Origin of the sequence: Bordetella genomosp. 13 (assembly GCF_007679965.1) — a bacterium.
Lineage (GTDB): Bacteria > Pseudomonadota > Gammaproteobacteria > Burkholderiales > Burkholderiaceae_B > Bordetella.
The window spans coordinates 88,913-106,355 of record NZ_VEHL01000005.1 but is presented as its reverse complement, the minus strand read 5'-3'; the positions used below and the strand labels follow the sequence as shown (position 1 = coordinate 106,355).

14 protein-coding genes and 1 tRNA gene are annotated in these 17,443 nt (G+C 57.3%); 9 read left to right on the top strand and 6 right to left on the bottom strand.

The window, feature by feature from the left end; all coding sequences use genetic code 11:
- Positions 1–12: 12 nt before the first annotated feature.
- From FS845_RS13850 to FS845_RS26540, 4 genes are all read right to left on the bottom strand, one after another.
- Entirely contained in the window at positions 13–1,314 is a 1,302-nt protein-coding gene (locus FS845_RS13850; RefSeq protein WP_144636101.1) for an MFS transporter, read from the bottom strand.
- Between the two features lie 49 nt (positions 1,315–1,363).
- On the bottom strand, positions 1,364–1,990 hold the full coding sequence (locus FS845_RS13845) for a glutathione S-transferase family protein (RefSeq protein ID WP_144636098.1): 627 nt from the start codon (positions 1,988–1,990) through the stop codon (positions 1,364–1,366).
- 279 nt (positions 1,991–2,269) lie between these two features.
- Complete coding sequence (locus FS845_RS13840; protein WP_144636095.1) at positions 2,270–2,677, bottom strand: GFA family protein; 408 nt, start codon at positions 2,675–2,677, stop codon at positions 2,270–2,272.
- A 636-nt stretch (positions 2,678–3,313) separates the two neighbouring features.
- Positions 3,314–3,403, bottom strand: a tRNA-Ser gene (locus tag FS845_RS26540).
- Positions 3,404–3,614: 211 nt separating this feature from the next.
- Between FS845_RS26540 and FS845_RS26950 the strand changes: the two genes are divergently transcribed.
- Complete coding sequence (locus tag FS845_RS26950) at positions 3,615–3,938, top strand: helix-turn-helix domain-containing protein (protein ID WP_144636092.1); 324 nt, start codon at positions 3,615–3,617, stop codon at positions 3,936–3,938.
- On the top strand, positions 3,938–4,783 hold the full coding sequence (repC, locus tag FS845_RS13830; protein WP_144636089.1) for a replication protein C, IncQ-type: 846 nt from the start codon (positions 3,938–3,940) through the stop codon (positions 4,781–4,783). Before FS845_RS26950 ends, repC begins: the two co-directional genes overlap by 1 nt.
- Before the next feature lie 464 nt (positions 4,784–5,247).
- Here the strand turns inward: repC and FS845_RS26945 are convergent, their stop codons facing one another.
- Both FS845_RS26945 and FS845_RS13820 read right to left on the bottom strand, forming a co-directional pair.
- On the bottom strand, positions 5,248–5,550 hold the full coding sequence (locus FS845_RS26945; protein ID WP_409929302.1) for a helix-turn-helix domain-containing protein: 303 nt from the start codon (positions 5,548–5,550) through the stop codon (positions 5,248–5,250).
- A gap of 90 nt (positions 5,551–5,640) precedes the next feature.
- On the bottom strand, positions 5,641–5,973 hold the full coding sequence (locus FS845_RS13820) for a helix-turn-helix domain-containing protein (protein ID WP_144636083.1): 333 nt from the start codon (positions 5,971–5,973) through the stop codon (positions 5,641–5,643).
- Between the two features lie 153 nt (positions 5,974–6,126).
- On the opposite strand from FS845_RS13820, the gene FS845_RS13815 reads away from it, so the two are divergent.
- From FS845_RS13815 to FS845_RS13785, 7 genes are all read left to right on the top strand, one after another.
- Complete coding sequence (locus FS845_RS13815; RefSeq protein WP_144636079.1) at positions 6,127–6,741, top strand: hypothetical protein; 615 nt, start codon at positions 6,127–6,129, stop codon at positions 6,739–6,741.
- A gap of 180 nt (positions 6,742–6,921) precedes the next feature.
- Positions 6,922–7,284, top strand: a complete 363-nt coding sequence (locus FS845_RS13810; RefSeq protein ID WP_144636076.1) for a hypothetical protein — start codon at positions 6,922–6,924, stop codon at positions 7,282–7,284.
- Complete coding sequence (locus tag FS845_RS13805; protein ID WP_144636073.1) at positions 7,281–7,778, top strand: hypothetical protein; 498 nt, start codon at positions 7,281–7,283, stop codon at positions 7,776–7,778. Before FS845_RS13810 ends, FS845_RS13805 begins: the two co-directional genes overlap by 4 nt.
- A 166-nt stretch (positions 7,779–7,944) precedes the next feature.
- A complete protein-coding gene (locus FS845_RS13800; RefSeq protein WP_144636070.1) occupies positions 7,945–8,205 on the top strand; it encodes a helix-turn-helix domain-containing protein in 261 nt (86 codons plus the stop codon).
- 518 nt (positions 8,206–8,723) lie between these two features.
- Positions 8,724–11,090: an AAA family ATPase gene (locus tag FS845_RS13795; RefSeq protein WP_144636067.1), complete on the top strand. Its 2,367-nt coding sequence runs from the start codon at positions 8,724–8,726 to the stop codon at positions 11,088–11,090.
- On the top strand, positions 11,087–13,003 hold the full coding sequence (locus FS845_RS13790) for an ATP-dependent helicase (RefSeq protein ID WP_144636064.1): 1,917 nt from the start codon (positions 11,087–11,089) through the stop codon (positions 13,001–13,003). Before FS845_RS13795 ends, FS845_RS13790 begins: the two co-directional genes overlap by 4 nt.
- 412 nt (positions 13,004–13,415) lie before the next feature.
- Entirely contained in the window at positions 13,416–17,357 is a 3,942-nt protein-coding gene (locus tag FS845_RS13785) for a DUF4365 domain-containing protein (RefSeq protein WP_144636061.1), read from the top strand.
- Positions 17,358–17,443 lie beyond the last annotated feature (86 nt).

The following is a 17,443-nucleotide window of genomic DNA, read 5'->3' as shown; positions in this document are numbered from 1 at the left end:
GCATCGGCAAAATCAACCGCGACTGGTCGGCTTCATCAGGAAGGCCGAGGTGCCCGCGACCACGCCCAACAGGGCCAGGTAAGCGCCCACCGGCACGATGCTGCCGAAGCGCGCCACCAGCATGGCCGACACGATGGGCGCCAGCCCGCCGCCGATGGCCGCCGAGAACTGCACGCCGATCGACAGGCCCGAATAGCGCAACTCGGCCGGGAACTGGGCGGCATACAGGCTGGATTGCGGCGCGATCATCATGGCGTAGTTCAGCGCCATGGCGATGAACACGGCGATGCTGTAGGCCACCAGCGAGCCGCTGCCCACCGCCATGAAGATGGGCACGGCCATCACCGCCAGCAGCATGCCGCCCCAGCCGCAGACGCGGCGCGCGCCGTAGCGGTCGCCCAACAGCCCGAACAGCGGAATCGTGAAGGTCAGCACCGCGGCGCCGTACAGCAAAGCATGCAGCGCGTCGCTGCGCGAGAAGCCCAAGTTCGACACCGCATAAGACACCGAGAACACCAGGAAGGTATAGATCAGCGTCACTTCGGCAAGCTTGCAGCCTATGCACAGCAGCAGGGCCTTGCCATGCTTGCGCAGCAGCTCCGCCACCGGCAGCTTGACCTGGCTGCGCTGCGATTTCACCCGCGCGAAATCGGGGGATTCGTCGATGCCGCGGCGGATCAGGAAGCCCACCACGATCAGCACCGCGCTGCCCACGAACGGCAGGCGCCAGCCCCAGGACAGGAAGTCTTCCTCGGGCAGCCGCGTCACCAGCGCGAAGGCGCCCACCGACAGCAGGATGCCCAGCGGCGCGCCCACCAGCGGCAGGCTGCCGAACAGCGCTTTCCAGCGCGGCGGCGCGTGCTCCACCGCCATCAGCATGGCCCCGCCCATCTCGCCGCCGAACGACAGGCCCTGTCCCACGCGCAGCAGCACCAGCAGGATCGGCGCCCAGACGCCGATCTGCGCATACGTGGGCAGCAGGCCGATGAGCACCGTACAGATGCCCATCATCAGCAGACTCAGCGTCAGCATGGACTTGCGGCCGATGCGGTCGCCGAAATGGCCGAACAGGATGCCCCCAATGGGGCGCGCCAGCATCCCGCTGGCGAATGCCGCGAACGCGGCCAGCGTGCCCGTCAGCGGATCGAACTGCGGGAAGAACAGCTTGTTGAACACCAGCGCGGCCGCCGTGCCGTAGGCCAGGAAGTCGAAGGCCTCCACCGCCGTGCCGACCACGGTGGCCACGGAGACCCGCAACAGGTTGGGTTTGTGGGCAGGCGCCGCCACGGCGCCCGCATTGGGGATCGCGTCCATGTTTTCCTCGATGTGATGTTGTTGTTGGTATGGGTGGCGCGCGGGCGGCTCAGCCGGGGTGGCCCGGCGGGATGTAGCCGGGCAATTGCTCGATGCGCCCGCGCCAGGCGGACAGCGCCGGATAGGCGCGCATATCGATCCCGGCCTCTTCGGCCAGCGACAGGTAGCCATAGCAGGCCAGGTCGGCAACGCTGCGTACGCCGGCCAGCCACTCGTGCGCGGCAAGCCGCTTTTCCAGCTGGTTCAGCAGGCGGTCGGTGCGCCGTTGCAGCCCCGCCAGATCCAGCATGTCTTCGCTCACGCCCAGATGGTGCGCGGCCTCGGCGTGGCTGACCACGCGCGTCAGGCGCAGGGGCTGCAGGCTGTTGGCGATCTCGTTGGACGACACCGACAGCCACGCGTGCATCTGGCCGCTGTGCGGCAGCGGCGCCAGCCATTGCGGCGCGTGCTTCTGGGCCAGGTACAGCAGGATCGCCTGGCTGTCCCACAGCGCCAGGCCATCGTCCTCGATGGCGGGCACCTGCCGCCACGCGCTGATGCGCTCGTACGCCTCAGTCTGGTTCTTGCGCGCCAGCACGTCGACGAACTCGCGCCGACAGGGCACGCCGATCAGCGACAGGAACAGGCGCACCTTGTAGCAGTTGCCGGAACGGGGATGGTCGTGGAGCGTGATCATGGCAGGCCGGACGCGGTGGGGGTGCCGGTATTGTTAGCGGCGCGGGGACCGCTCGCCTTGCCAGGGCGCGCACTGGGATTGACCGCAAGCGACAGGCGGGAGGGTGTGGACGTGCGCATGTGGCGGCGTCGCGGGTTTACCCCGAGCGGAGGAGCGCGCCTTGTGCCCAGGGCCGCACCGTCCCGCTTCAAACCAGGAGCGCCTGGAACGCCGCCCACGGCCGCGGGCCTCGTGCCAGGCCGGCACGACCCTGCTTCAATCAGCAAGCTGGAATGCAGGCTACGGCTGCTCTTCGGTCTCGCCCACGCCGTCCAGCGGCGGCATCCAGCCGACCCGGCGCCGCGTCCAGATCTGCGCCTGCGGACCGCCCACCTCGTCGCGCTGCGCCAGCGTGCCGACCCGCAGCGAATACCGCTTCGGCGTACCGGATTCGGTGGCGTAGAGCTGCGTGCCGCATTCCGCGCAGAACCCGGTGACGCGCTGCGTGCCGCTGTTGGCGGTCTTCACGTAGTGGCGCGGCTCGCCTTGCAGCAGCCGGAACGTCTCGGCGGGCGCGGAGATGTTCGTGCGAAACGCCGAGCCCGACATGACCTGGCAGTCGAGGCAATGGCAGATCCGCATCGAGCCCGGCTGCACCTGCGCCTCGTAGCGGATTGCGCCGCAGTGGCATTGGCCCTGGACTTTCATTGGTGTCCTCCTGGTTTGTCACGACGTGGCCTGTCGATCAACCATACACCATTGGCCGGAACCGGTACGGAGCGGTCCGCGGCAAAAGAGAACGCCCACTGCGTCTCGTTCGGATCGAAGGGAGACCAAGCTCTCGACTTCGATAGCATGGGCCATGACCGCCTGATCCTTGACCATCGAGAGGTGCCGCGTGCCTTCTGTTTCGACCACCGGGGCCGGGTGTGCCACACGATCGGAAAGGCAGAATTCGTTTTCAGGTGATGGCGGCCAAAGTGGCACGCGGAGAGCCGCTACGCGACCCCGCCCACCATCTTCGGCGCTAGCTGGGCTGCAGAAAAGGCGAGGCCCCGTGGAACGGGGCCTCATGAATCGCGGGTGCTCTTGAACCAGCACGGCTGGACCCTGTTGCCAGGGGGCGGCTGGACGCCTTTTCAGGCCCCGTTGCATCTATCTGATCGAAGCTTACTCAAATTTGGGTAAGACATATCAATCCGCCTGCCGCGGATCCTAGCCTGCGATTCCGACCGTTTCAGGCTGAAAACACAAGGCGATAGAAGGGATACGCGAAGAAAGGGCCACGCAAAGAAGAAGCCCCTACGGCAATAATCCGTAAGGGCTTGATCTACGTGCGAATTTTGGTGGGCTGTGAGTGGCTCGAACACTCGACCTACGGATTAAGAGTCCGTTTTAGGGTCCTTTGTTTGGAACCAGTTTTTCAGAAATCCCAGGCAAATCAGCCACTTAACCTACCGACGCTTACCGCTACTGACCGCACTTTACTGCGGTCAGTGCGGTCAAAGTGCGGTCAAACATGAGGAGTGCCGGCGCCGATTCTACGCCTACCGCAGCCTCCCGGGACTGCTGCACGCAAATCATGGTCCTCTGACTTACCTACACTCTATTACTGGCATGTGCCAGTGCCACAGAAGGAACGTCGATGGAACCCCTACTCTCCCCCGTGCAACTGGCAACCTTGCTAGGCATTTCCGTTCAGACCATCTACAACCGCAGAACGCGGGGGGACACATTGCCCCCATGCATGAAGGTCGGCGGGATGGTGCGCTATCACCCTGAGGATGTCCGAACCTGGCTTACATCACAGGCCGAAGCGGCGTCCCCCTGCGTATCCCGAGCGGATATGGCTCGACGAGATGACATCCCCCGGGTAGCGCGACGAGGTCGCCCCACGAAAGCCGAACAGTTGCGACGTAGCCGCCAACTCGGCCTCTCGACCGAAAAAGATGGAAAGCGGAGCACCTGATGCAAACTCCCAAGCATGCAAAGATGGCTCAGTCCATCATCCACGCACACGGACTGTTCCGAAGCCTCGCGCCGGGCGAGCGCAAGCAGACGGTCCTGGATGCCACTTTCGGAACCTCAGCTAGCCTAGTGCGCTTCACTGGCCCCGACCCCTTGGACTCAAGGGACCTACGCGTATTCCAGGGCGTCGTGGCTCTCTCGACCCAAGGACGGGTAGATGTGAAAAGCATGATGAGCGCTGCCATCGCGATAAGACCACAGCTTCGCCTCACGGGACAAGCCGCCACCTCCAAAGTTATCGCGACGACGTTCTCCCTCGGAACACTGGCGGAAACAGCAGGATTTGCGAAGGACTGCGGGTTCAACTATCGCCAGATGACGGAATCGCTGCTTCGACTGTCCAAAGTGGAAGTCGCAGTCGAACGACCTGGCTTTGAAGGCTCCTTCCATCTAATCGCTGAGCGTGGCATAGAGTCCCGAACCGGCCGTATTTCCATCGCCCTGAATCCCCTATCTACGGAAGCGATACTTCAGAAGGGGGGCTTTGTCAGCACACGTATGGACGAGGTCCATCGTCTGAAGTCTGGGGTCGCCCGTCTCCTGCACCACCGGCTACATTGGATAAATCAGGGGGTTGAAAACAGCGTCGGACTGCAGCGTCTTTGCTCATATGCCTATGGCGACGGGGCAGCATCGTCGGCCGCAGCCCAGCGCAAGCGGCAGCGGGCGGTTCAAGACGCCTTGAAGGAACTTCCGACAATCGGTTGGCAAGTCGATGAGCCCAGCCCCGGCATGTTCGACATCCGTAGGCCGCGCAAGCCCGTCAGCAACTCACTCCGACACTAGGGCGGACTGAAGAATTGGTTCGCCCAGGGCTGAAGAATTGGTTCGCAACCCTGTAGAAATGGTTCGCTAGAGGCGAACCTCTCCACAGGAAACACCGCTTGTTTGGGCGCACTTTCTACCGGTACCGCGCTCGGACCTTCAGCCCATCAAATTCTATATATATCTATGTGCTTTTTTAAACAAAGTAGAGCCCCGCTACCTTGCCCCTCTCCTTGTAAGGCAGCTCGGAAACACGAGAATGCATCTTGCTTGCCAGTACCGGAGGGCAACCGACGCGCTGCGACGACAGCCAACCTTGAAAGCTGCGCCTGCGGCGCCCGCATCCAGGGGAGCGGTGTTGACGTAGCGCATCCATAGAGCGCCTCAGCTAAACGCATAGTGATTGACTCAGCGAAGACGACAATACCCCACTCGGCTAACGCCGCTCGGCTCTACTAGGCAAAGCGCATGCCGACGCTGTATCCCTACTCCTTCTCCAGGACGTTGATGAAAGAGGTGAGCCTGCAGTGCACGTCAGGCTCTACTCTCTCCCATTTCATTAGGATTTGAGCGAGTTCATCGTCCGCACAGTAGAAGTAAGCCCTACGGACACCCATCGCATTCGCTAGCGAGATGACGACATCACTTTGCGGCTCAATTACACCGGACTCATAGCGGTCAATCGTAGCGCCAGCCAAGTTCCGGTCAATGCCGATTGCTATCCCAAGGTCTTCTTGAGAAAGACCCGCAGTAAGCCTGCATTCCCGTAGGCGCAGGCCAATGGTCATAGCTAGTTTGCCCATCATCCTACGATTGTCGTAGGTTTTCCATGAGGTGTCTACGGAGGGTTTCAGTCGATGCCCCCCCGCCACGGCCTCTCATCCTTCACTCGCTGAGGGCTCAAGCGACTTTAAGAATGCAGATAGCTTCCGTCTCTTCGTTGCCGACATCCTATGCCAGGCCAGAATGACATCCGCCAGTTCGTCATCTGCACAGTAGATGTACGCGGTGGGCACGTTGAGCGCTTGTGCCAGCAAATCGACGATTTGATGGGCAGGCTCGTGGACCCCTGTCTCGTAGCGACTGATGCGTGCGCTGGCAGCTTCTTCGTCGATTCCAACGGCGACACCCAACTGGTCCTGGGGCACCCCGGCAGCAAGTCGGGCGGCTCTTAGGCGTCGGCCAACCAATGTCAGAGGTTCTTTTTTCATTCTTCGAATATCGTAGTTTCCGGTTGAAAACTCCCTACGTAATTCGTAGAATTTAGGTGCCCTCCCTCGGTAGCAGCTGCCTCACCGCAACGCAATCCGTGCGCTTCACCTGAGCTTGGCACCCTCATCGTCGCTCTGTTCAAGACTGCCCACGTGAAAGAGATACCCTTTTCGTCTCGCCATCCGGACGCGCCGATTCGCGCGGTCGACAATCGCTACCACGCGATTACAAAGCAGGAGGTGCTGGTCGACCAGTATCCGCTGCTCTTCAGGGCCTTGCGGCACAAAGACCTGTACCCCTGCAACTTGGCGTTCATCGGCTTTCAATGCCCTGGGGGTTGGATGAACATCATCGAGGACACGGCCAGCTCGCTAGAAGAGGTGCTCTGGCAGTTATGGGGCCAGCCGGAAGGTCGCCTCGAAGACATCTTGGCGATGGACCGGCTCTTGTTGAAGCATCCTGGAGCACCGAGTAGCGCAAAACCTGTGGTCCCGTTTTGCACTGACGTTCGAGACTCCAATTGTTCACTCATCATCAGCATGGGCTCGGGGTACCTGCAAGACCAGCCGGTCGAAGACTGCATCGAGGGCCTCACCTATATGGCGCGGGAATACTCCACCAATCGATGCCCTGTCTGTGGATGTAAAGGGACAAGCAAAACCTTGAACTATGCGTACTGCGAGCGATGCTTCAACCCCAACGGTGTTGTCAAAAAGGGCGGTCGCACTGTTAGCCCGGCGGATGAATCGCCCAGGCGCCTAAAGTAGCGCAGCACTGCAAGCCAAACCCTTGCCGCATATCCATCCAGAGACTCCAATGCGTCAATCGCAATCTATCCCAGCAGACTTCCCTATTGAACAGGGTAGTGTTCCTGGCAACCAGCCGAAAGTGCTTGTACGTCTAGATGAGCATGGAGACTACGTTGCCGGCCCAGCGTTGACGACAACATGGCGCGCTACCTTGCCTGCCACGATATCGTTGAGCAGCTTGTCGCGTCCTGTCGGCACAAACAGGCCCAGCCCCCTACCCTGGATGCCAACTCGCTGCTATCAGCCGTTGAGTCACACCTCAAATCTGCAGATTGGGGCTTTTCCTACGACGAGACAGCCTGGGTGATGCGCCAGGTTGCACAAGAGCTCGGCATCCCTGATTGGCCATCGACTTGTCATGACAGCATGACACAGCGAGACATTGAAGCCTTGCTCAAGCTAGACCAAGAGCCGCTGCCGCGCGTGAAAAGCCGTGTGCAGGCAGCGCTCGATGGCTTGGCGGCTCGGGCACAGAATTCTCGAGCTGCCGAAACCAAATGAGCCGGCGCTTCCTGAAGGTCGTAGACCAGCTTTACAAGGCGGGACCGCTAGGCCTACGCACCGTCACCGCGCTATCCCGTGCGGATGCAGAGCGGCTCCCGCGGCTGCCTAACATCGCGGTCATCTCCATCACGACCCCCGGTAGTGAGCCAGCGAACCTTGATGGCTTTGGCCCTCTTCTGCGTCTGAGCTTTGCGGACGTCGACTTCCTGAATCCAGACTTGCCGATGAGGGCCCGAGCACGGTTGGCCTACAGCTTCACCAAGGCTGATGCGCAGGCCATATGGCACTTCATGGAGTTACTGCCGAACGAATACATCTCGGTGGTCGTTCATTGCGAAGGCGGATTCTCACGGTCCTGTGCCGTCGCCCTTGCGCTCCATGAGGAATATGGTTTCGCCGCGGACTTGAGCACGCTGAAAGATGCGAACCCATCAATTCTGCAACTAATGAGAACTACCCGACCAGGCAGGCTCAAGCAGGCTTGGCGCTAGATGGAGTGCACCTACTCATTAGGTGCATTCGCGGCTGTCCGCGCGCTTGACACCGGTGATGCCCCCATTTCCCACAAGCTTTGTTTTGTAAAAGAAAAATACAACTCATCAGTTGTATTTTGCTTTACGTATAAAGCATGTAGAACGACGTGCACATAAGGTTTATATGCCCGATTTCACAGTCCGGACGGCGGGACAGCTGCCAACATTGCTTCGAGCTTTCCGCAACCAGAAGGGGTTAACCCAGGGGGATACCGCCTTGCGTCTCGGCATCAGCCAACAGGCTTTCTCCAGTCTTGAGCGCAACGCCGACAAAGTCAGCGCCGACCGTATCCTGGAACTCCTCAGCCTCCTAGGCATCGAGCTGGTGCTACGCCAGCCCATCGAATCGCCGCCTCCCGGGCTATCGGCCGGGCCAAGTTGGTGAGCAAGCGGGGCCTCGAGCCCCGTGTCGGTGAGCGGGGCTGGCGTCGCGCAACCGCTGGCTTATAGGCTTCTAGCAGGACTACATCTAGGGTTTCGTGTCGCCCAGTATCTTGCGAAGAGCATGGTCAAGCCCAACGCCAAACACCGTTTCGGCCACGCTCTTTGCTGGCCGACACTGCGTGTTTCTGACTTCTTCACGAAATGCCAGCTTATGGGAACAGTTCATCGCAAAACGTGCAAATGCCGGGTGCGCCCCTGCGTCAGGGTGGCCTAAGCCAACGTTTGGCGCGGGCCCTATGACTGGGAGAACAGTCTGCGCCGCAGAAATAGTTCAACGTGTTGGCTAATCCCATTTCTGCGCGGTAAGCTCTTGTAACGGTTGGCACTCTATAAAGAGATGGCTTGATTCGCTCCGCATTGGTCTTTGATAGGCGGTCGCCGGCCTGAAATTTCAAAAAATAGTTGCGGCTCGCTTTCTAGCCTTGGGCGTTGAACAGCGAATTACCAGAGGGGATGTCCATGAGGCTCCAAGCCTATCGGCTGCAGAACTACCGCAGGTTGCGCGATGTCGTAATCGAGCTAGACGACAAGATTTCCATTTTTGTTGGCGCGAACAACAGTGGAAAGACTTCCGCAGTCCAGGGATTGTTCTCCCTATTGCGGGGGGATGCGAAGCGATTTGAACTCTTTGATTTCAGCGCCGCGCTTTGGCCTGGCATTGATGAAGCTGGGGAGCCTATTCCAGATGAGGGAGGGGAACAGAAATCGCTTCCAAGTATTTCGCTCGACATGTGGTTCCGCGTGGGTGAACAGGACTTGGTTGCAGCTATGCCGCTGCTTCCTAGTACCGACTGGGATGGGAAATGCGTCGGTGTTCGTGTGGCCTTTGAGCCAAAGAACCAAGACGAACTTTTTCATCGTTTTAGAAACCTGCGCGGGAAGGGCAACGAGGCGGCCAAGGCGTTAGCTGAAAAAGCGGCGAAGGCAAAGGGTGCCGCCGGTGCGGTTGGGACAGACTTTAGTGACTACAAGCCATGGCCAGAAAGCTTGACCAAGTACCTGACCAAGGCATTGGCAACGGAATACACCTTTCGCTACTACGTCTTAGACGAGCGTGAGTTCGAGGGGTATCGAGAGAAAAACGTTGACTACTCTCCGTTGTCCATAGCCGGAGACAAGGACAGGGGAGGTGCAGCGGTCATCAAGTCCTTGCTGAAGGTCGACTTTTTGCGCGCTCAGCGCCACTTGGACGACCCGGACGAAGGAACCAGCTCCCGTTCGGAGAACCTATCCCGCAAGCTCAGCCGCTTCTACCAGCGCCACCTCGAGAAGCGTGGCGACGACCACCAAGCTCTGCAGGCTCTGGATGCCTCCGAGAAGGGTTTGAACTTCCATTTGCAGGAGGTCTTCAAAGACACCCTTGACCGGCTCAAGAAGCTCGGCTACCCCGGCGTTAACAACCCTGACATCGTTATTCGAGCCGCTTTGGAACCGAGCACTGTCCTCGGACAAGATGCCAAAGTCCACTATGTTGTTCCAGGGAACGTCCCGGCACATCTGCCCGATAGCTACAACGGACTTGGTTTCAAGAATCTCGTGTACATGGTCGTCGAGCTTCTCGACCTGCACGAACGGTGGAACCGTGATGAAGCAGAGCGAGCCCCGTTGCATCTCGTGTTCATCGAGGAGCCTGAGGCACATCTGCACGCGCAGATTCAGCAGGTTTTCATCCGCAACGTGCTCAAGCTGCTCGAGGAGGACAAGGAGGACCAAGACTCCTTCTTCCACACGCAGTTGGTGGTGACGACGCACTCTCCCCACATCCTCTATGAAAGAGGGTTCTCGCCAATCCGTTACTTCCGCCGTGTCAGTGCCGAGTTGGAACACCACACCGACGTCCGCAATCTCTCTCGCTTCAAGGCCGGCGACACCGAAAAGGAGGCACGCGAGTTCCTGCAGCGATACCTCAAACTCACGCACTGTGACCTGTTCTTTTCGGATGCCGCCGTGCTGGTGGAGGGAAATGTCGAGCGGCTGCTGATGCCCGCCATGATTGAGACGGCCGCGCCGCGGCTACGCTCATCTGCGCTCACCATTCTGGAGGTCGGTGGGGCGTTCGCACATCGTTTCCAGGAGCTCATCGAGTTCGTCGGACTCACCACGCTGGTCGTCACCGACCTGGACAGCGTAGAGGTCAAGGAGGACGCAACTGCTGACGTGGGCGCCGATGAGGATGAAGATGAGCTCCGGCCCTTCGAGGTCGAAGAGGTCGGTGAGGGCGATGGCGGTGAGAAGGCAACGTCCAAGAAGCGCGGAAGTACATGTCATGCGCACGTTCCGCACGCGGTGACGGCGAACCAGACGCTCATTAGCTGGCTCCCGAAGAAGCATTCCGTAGATGAGCTTTGGAAAGCCACCCCCGAGCAGAAAGTTTTTGCACTTGCCAGCGCGACCGACGCTCATGTCCGCGTTGCCTACCAGACACCAATACCGGTTACGGTCGAGGGTAATACGGTGGAGCGTTGCGGTCGAACCCTGGAAGAAGCGTTCGGCCTTGAGAATGCGGCTTGGTGCCAAGCTGCGGCCAATCGGCGGATTGGGCTCAAGTTGCGCAAAGCAGCCACCACGCCTGAGGAGCTTGCTCTGGGGCTACACAAGCGTGTGGTCAGCCGAAGCTTCGACAAGACTCGATTCGCATTGGAGGTTCTGGCAAGCGGACCGCTCAACCAGTGGAGGGTGCCAACCTACATCTCAGAAGGACTGGTCTGGCTAGAGGAGCGAGTCGCACACGAGCAAGAGGCGGAGGTCGCTGTCGCGGCTGGCGCTGCCGCCATCGAGCCGGTGAACGACGGTGCTTTCCTTGTAGAGGCCGGAGCCGCGCAATGAGCAGACGCACGAACAGTCCCGACACGGATGCAGATAAGGAAATCCATGCTTGTATCAAATCGGTCCCAGCGACGCCTTTCGTAGTTACGGCTGGAGCAGGTTCCGGGAAGACGACTTCGCTTATCAAAGCGATGGACCGCGTCATTGCAGAGCATGGCGCAACGATGCTGATGAAGAAGCAGAAAGTCGCCTGCATCACGTACACGGAAGTTGCTGCCAACGAAATCCGAGAGGATGTCAACGCGGACGCGCTTGTGCACGTCTCGACTATCCACAGTTTCTACTGGGCCATCGCGAGCAGCTTCCAAGCTGACATCAAAGTTTGGCTGCGTATGGACCTCCAACGCCGAATTAATGAACTGGTCGAGAAGGCGATGAACTTCGGTCCAAAGGTTCGTCAGAACACGCGCGACAACAATAAGCGTGACCAGGAACGCCTCGCAAGGCATTTGGAGGAGATAGAAAAGGTCAGGTCGTTCCGATATGGCATGGGTAGCGACTACCCGAAGGGCATACTGGGCCATGAGGACATCATTCAGCTTGCGGACCATCTTCTAAAGACTCGCCCCCTGTTCAGACGGCTTGTGGCGCTGAACTACCCCTTCGTCTTCATCGATGAGAGTCAGGACACTTTCGAAGAGGTCGTCGAGTCCTTCAAGATGGTGGAGGCACAAATGCGGGGTCGGTTCTGTATCGGATTCTTCGGCGACCCAATGCAGAAGATTTACCTCAGAGGTTCAGGCTCGATTGGGCTCGAAGACGGGTGGAAAAGCATCACAAAGCCAGAGAACTTTCGGTCTGCCCAGAGCATCTTGCACGTCGCAAATGCCATCAGGGCACAGGGCGATGGTCTGAAGCAGGAGCGAGGGCTGCACGAAGAACTTGACGGGACCGAGCGACCAGTGGAGGGCTCTGCTCGCATCTTCATCCTGCCCAAGACGATGAACCGCAACGAGGCCTTGGCCAAAGTGCGGGCATGGTGTGCAGCGGCCGATGCCGACGACGGCTGGGTACAGCCGGAGCTCGCGGTCAAGATACTGGTCATCGTCCACCGAATTGCGGCAAAGCGCCTCGGCTGGGACGGCATCTTCGCAGCGTTATCGGAAAGAGCGCCCGACAGCATCAAGCAGGGACTTCTGGATGGAACGGGCTGGCCGGTCCAGCCATTCCTGGGCTTTGTGCTTCCTCTGGTCGCTGCCATGCAGAACGGAAATGAGTTTGAGGCAATGAACATTCTCCGCGCGCGCTGCCCTCGCCTAGCAGCAAGCAACCTTGCTGGGAAGAATGGCGCACATCTGCTTCGCGAGCTTCGGGAGGCCAAACTGGAGTTGGTCCGAATGATGAACGACGAAAGCTGCTCGATTCGGGACGTGGCGATGCACTTGCGCGCCACTGGGCTGCTTGCCCTGGATGAGCGTCTTGAACGCGTACTTGGTCTCAAAGGCGCCCCGGCCGAAGCCGAAGGAAGCGAGGCGGACGGAGGGTTGCCTTCGGACCTGCCCGTCCTAAAGCTCCTGGACTGCCCGGCTCCGCAATTGACGTCCTATGGCCAATACCTCTCGGAAGGGTCTCCTTTCGCGACACAGCACGGCGTCAAGGGGGCGCAGTTCGACCGAGTGCTCGTGGTGATGGATGAAGAGGAGAACGACTACCGGCTCTATGACTATGAGAAGGTGCTGGGCGACGCACAGGCCAGTGCTGCTGACCGAGCTGCCTTTGCGAACGGTGAGGACAACACGTGGAGCCGGACTCTGCGGCTGCTCTATGTGTGCTGCACTCGCGCCAAGCGTGGTCTGGCATTGGTATTCTTTGTCGCAGACCCCAGGGCGACCGCGACTCACATCGTCGCAAGCGGCATATTCCCCGAGGCTTCGGTTATCACACAGGACGTACTCACAGGCAGCCAACACTAGCCCTCCATGACCGAAGCGTCAAAATTTAGACATAGACTTTTGATTTGCCGGCAGAGTTGCCCCACCTCGTGAACTCTATCCTGCTCGGTACCTACTCCAAAACGGCAGCACACGGTCCAAAAAGGAGCGTAAAGCAGCCAAAACTGTGGCAACCCAGACCCAATCAAATTAGGGCTGCGTCAGTTTTCGATGCAAATGCCGGGTCAGTTTTCTGTGAGCCCCGCTGGAGCGCCTAGTGGCCCAGGCGGAATGGGCAGCCGCGACTTTCCCTGGGCGGTGCTGGTTGGCACTAACGCTACTGCATCGGGCTCAGGACGATATCCATCGAGCTCATGTCATCGAAGCAGCCCACCTTCTAACACTGCGTGCAAGCAAGACCCCGAACCAAACATCTACGTCCATAAGCTCAATCGTGAATCATCCCAAAGAATCCGAAGCGCAAAAAATTGGTCATATGGCTGCCCTTACCTTGTCGGCAGTCCACCCGCCTTCTTGGCGCACGAAGTCTCTTGAGGGGACCGACGATGTGGGCCTAGATTATCAGGTCCAAGTTGTAGACGATTCGCAGTACAAAGCGATATTTCGCTTGCAATTGAAGGGAACAACAACCCCAAATTTGAGCGCCGAAGGCGACAAATTTTCTATATCCATAAAAACTTCCACGCTGAATTACTACGCAGATTGTACGGAGCCAATATTATTCGTACTGTGCGACCTCTCGGCGAATACAGACCCCCGGAAATGCCCAGCATATTACACGTGGATTCATGATGAGTTAGCTCGACTATTTGACAGACCACAATCAGAACAGCAGCAGACTATAACCATTCACGTTCCTAAGCACAACGAGCTCACCGAGCTCCTAGACGTTCTTCCTGTCTTGAGAGAACAACAGCAGATTCACGAATTGGGGAAAAGTCTAAACTCAACAGTGAAGAAAAACATCCCGGGCGCCGACGCGGAAAGTAGAGGCCTCCTGCTACAAAAAATAGGCTCTGGATTCGAGTCGAGGGGTGCAGCATTTCTCCAAGCGGTAGCCGACACCGACTCCTATTGGCCGGAAGCAGCAGCAAACACAGTTCCTGGTCGACTGACTGCAGCTCGCAATGCTCTCAACCAAGGCCGAGCAACTGAAGCGTTGATGCAGCTCTCCCTCGTCGAGTCAGACTTAAGCAAATCCACGGCTAATGAACAGGGAGCATATTGGTATCTGCTGGGAAAATCCCGACAGTTGACCGGCAACGATAGCGAGGCCCTAAAAGCCTACACGCAAGCATGCAACATCGTTCCAACTGCATCTAAAAATCACTTGGCGCGAATCGAGTGCGACATGGCAATTCGGCTTCAAAATTCGCCCACCTCGCGATTTGACGACTTAGCTGACCAAGCGAACACTCTCAGCGGACCAGACGCCATCGGCTTAACCGCGCGACTATTTGCGCTGTCTGGACGCATCGATGACGCGCGAGGCATGCTATCAACAGACGCAAGCTCTAATTCTTCAGTAGACAGGTGTATTGTTGAATTTATTAATGGAGACGTCCACTCCACCCACGCATCGTGCGAGCACGAATTAGCGTCCCACCAACTCGATGACATCGCGAGATTACACATCACATTAATGTCTGCACAGTGCAAATTATACTTAGCACTGGGACTAAACCGCATTACCGTGGAGTGTATCCGTCTATCGCCCAGCGGCCCAGCCACATTGGACACAGACCTTCTCAGCAATGCTTGGCAGACTTTTGAAGCGGCCAGGGGAATACTGGCGAATCTAGGATGGCCCAGACAGATAGGCTGGGCATGCGAAGCGTGGATGATGGCGGCCCTGCTAACGGGAAAAACCTCACATATCCTCTCAGACTTCCAGAGCGCTGCGGAAAAGCACCCTGACATCATCCATTTACAGTTCTGCCTCGAAAAAATTGCAGCAAACTGCGGAAAGTATGACATCGCGCTAGCGGCCAATTCAAAGCAACCACTTACGGATGACGCCAAAGCTCGGCGAGCACTGCTATTCTATGAGGACAACAAAGCTCACGAGTGTCTGGAGCTTACGCTCGAATATGCAGCGAGTGGTGACCACACCCACGCCCTATTTCCTGCGATGCTGTGTATCTGCATCATTCATGCGGAGGAAATGCTTCGGTCGCAAGACGCCCAAACTCTAGAAGCTGTGCTGAATGGGCGAGCGGATTGGGAAAAATATCAGATACTCCTGAATTTCTCTAGAAAAGAAAAAATTGGAGACGACGAAGGCACAGACAGACTAGAAACCCTCATTGATTACTACGAAAAAAACAACAAACCGATTTTAATCGGCAGTCACATATTAATTTCTTTAGACCCAAACAAGCGAACAGAAGCCAAAACCTACATACGAATAGCAAAAGAAATTGAAAATGAAGAGCGATTAACCCCCGAACTTCAATCAAGGTTGGCATGCTGCTACGCCACGCTTGCCAGATGGGGAGAGATGCGAGACACGGCCGAGCGCGCGCTTTCACAGTACCCGGAACACTCGAAACTTAGAACAATTCTCGCATTCTCTCTAGACAAGCTTGGCCTAGCGTCCGAAGCCATAGGACTTCTCGAAGAAATATTATCGAAAGACACAACCGACGAGCTGGCGCTTGCAACTTATCTAAGGTTAAGCATACGATTCGGTGATAACGAAAAAGCCACCAAGATTGTCGAATCGCTAATTTCTAGGGAAAAAGACGACCGCAAAAAATTCTCCCTTGTCCTTCAACTATTCGACCTGGTTTTTTCCACTGAGCCCAACAACCCTAGGCTCCCAGCCATTGCCAGACGCCTTGGAAAACTGGCACAACAGGGCAATGAACGTGACGAAGCAATATTCATTTTATCCTCATTTAGCGCCTCCAGCGCTAATGAGCAAGAACCTGACCCAGAATACACAGCTGAGCTACAGTCGCGAATAAAATCTTTCTCCGAAAGGTTCCCAGATTCCAAATATTTCCGCGTCGGCACGGTCTCCGAAGGGACCGTCCTCGAGGACATAACGAATCTCTTAGAAAAGGTAAATCCAGGCTTCGAAGCACGCTTTAATAGGACTCGGTCTCTCGAACGCGAGCTCGAACGGGGAGAATTACCACTTCCGTACTGCTGGCGGCCTAGAGTAGCGCTCACGACAGTGAATGACCCTCTAGAGCTGTGGGCTATGTCGAAACTGTCGAGACGTGACCAAAGGCAATTTCACCTACCTATGGTTTTAACCGAATGGCACGCTGCCACACCACCGACAGAGACGCCGCTGCTAGACATCCCAGCACTCTTAGTGATTCATGACCTAAAACTATTCGAAGCGCTCTTCTCTATCTTTCCCCACATAGCAATTAGCCAAAGAACACTGGCAGTTATTCGAGAAACTGCTACAACTCCCTTTCTGAGCCGCGCCATTGATATAGCTAGGTCGTTGTTGCTAACTTTGCGCACATATTCAGCAAAAATTTATCAGCCAGAACCTGAGTTAGACGAAGGCCAGACAGCTAACGAGGGCCCACCAGCGCATGGTACAGACATACGAATTTTGGCGAATACGCTGAACTACACGCTTTACTCGGACGATGCCTGGTTTTCCGTTTGGGTTACCGACAATCAACCAAACAAACAACGCATATGCACTTTGGATTTACTTCACTGGTCGAAAGAGAGGGGAATAATTAGCGAACGCGAACACGCAGAGAGAGTAAGCCTTTTATGCCGTTGGCATGTTTCCCTGCATATTCCTATTCAAGCAATAATTGCCAGCCTTCCTCCGATTTTATCGCCACGCATGACAGTGGCGGAAGCGGCAAGTCTTATCCAAGAAGACATAATAGCTGAGCCAATACTAGAAGGGATATGGAACGTCAGACTTCCGTATGAGCAACTACATCAAAATATCGTAATGTTGCTTAAGAGTCTCTCGTCCAATCCAGAGCTCTTTTCGACTATTGCGCCAGCCCTCACGCTAGTGTGGTACTGGAAAGCAAGCCTGAGAACGGATATCCAAGTCCCGGCGAAATCCCGCCTCGCAACGGTATTTGCGCACCTTCTCCACCATGCGGCTGATGATGATGAAGACCTACCGCCCGTGATTAGGTCAGCGTACTTCTCGACCGTAGAGGCGTACTACGGAGCGGGCATGCAGGAGTCGGATGAAGAAAGTGCTATGGAAGCCTTAGCCTTGGCAGCAGTGATGTTTAGGAAGGCCCTGGAACCAAGTAATCGAGCCGCGCTAGACCAGAAATTGCGCCGAGCATGGACAATAGGCACATCATTTAATGATAGGTTTTGGAGGCACTTCGAAGAACACACCATTGCGCTCGACCGAGACTCTGCTTAGCGCAGCGGCGAACACTTTGAGCGCAGGACCGTAGCGCTATCCCCAAGCCAATCAGCTAGCCAGCAGGGTCAGCGCTGCTGGCGACG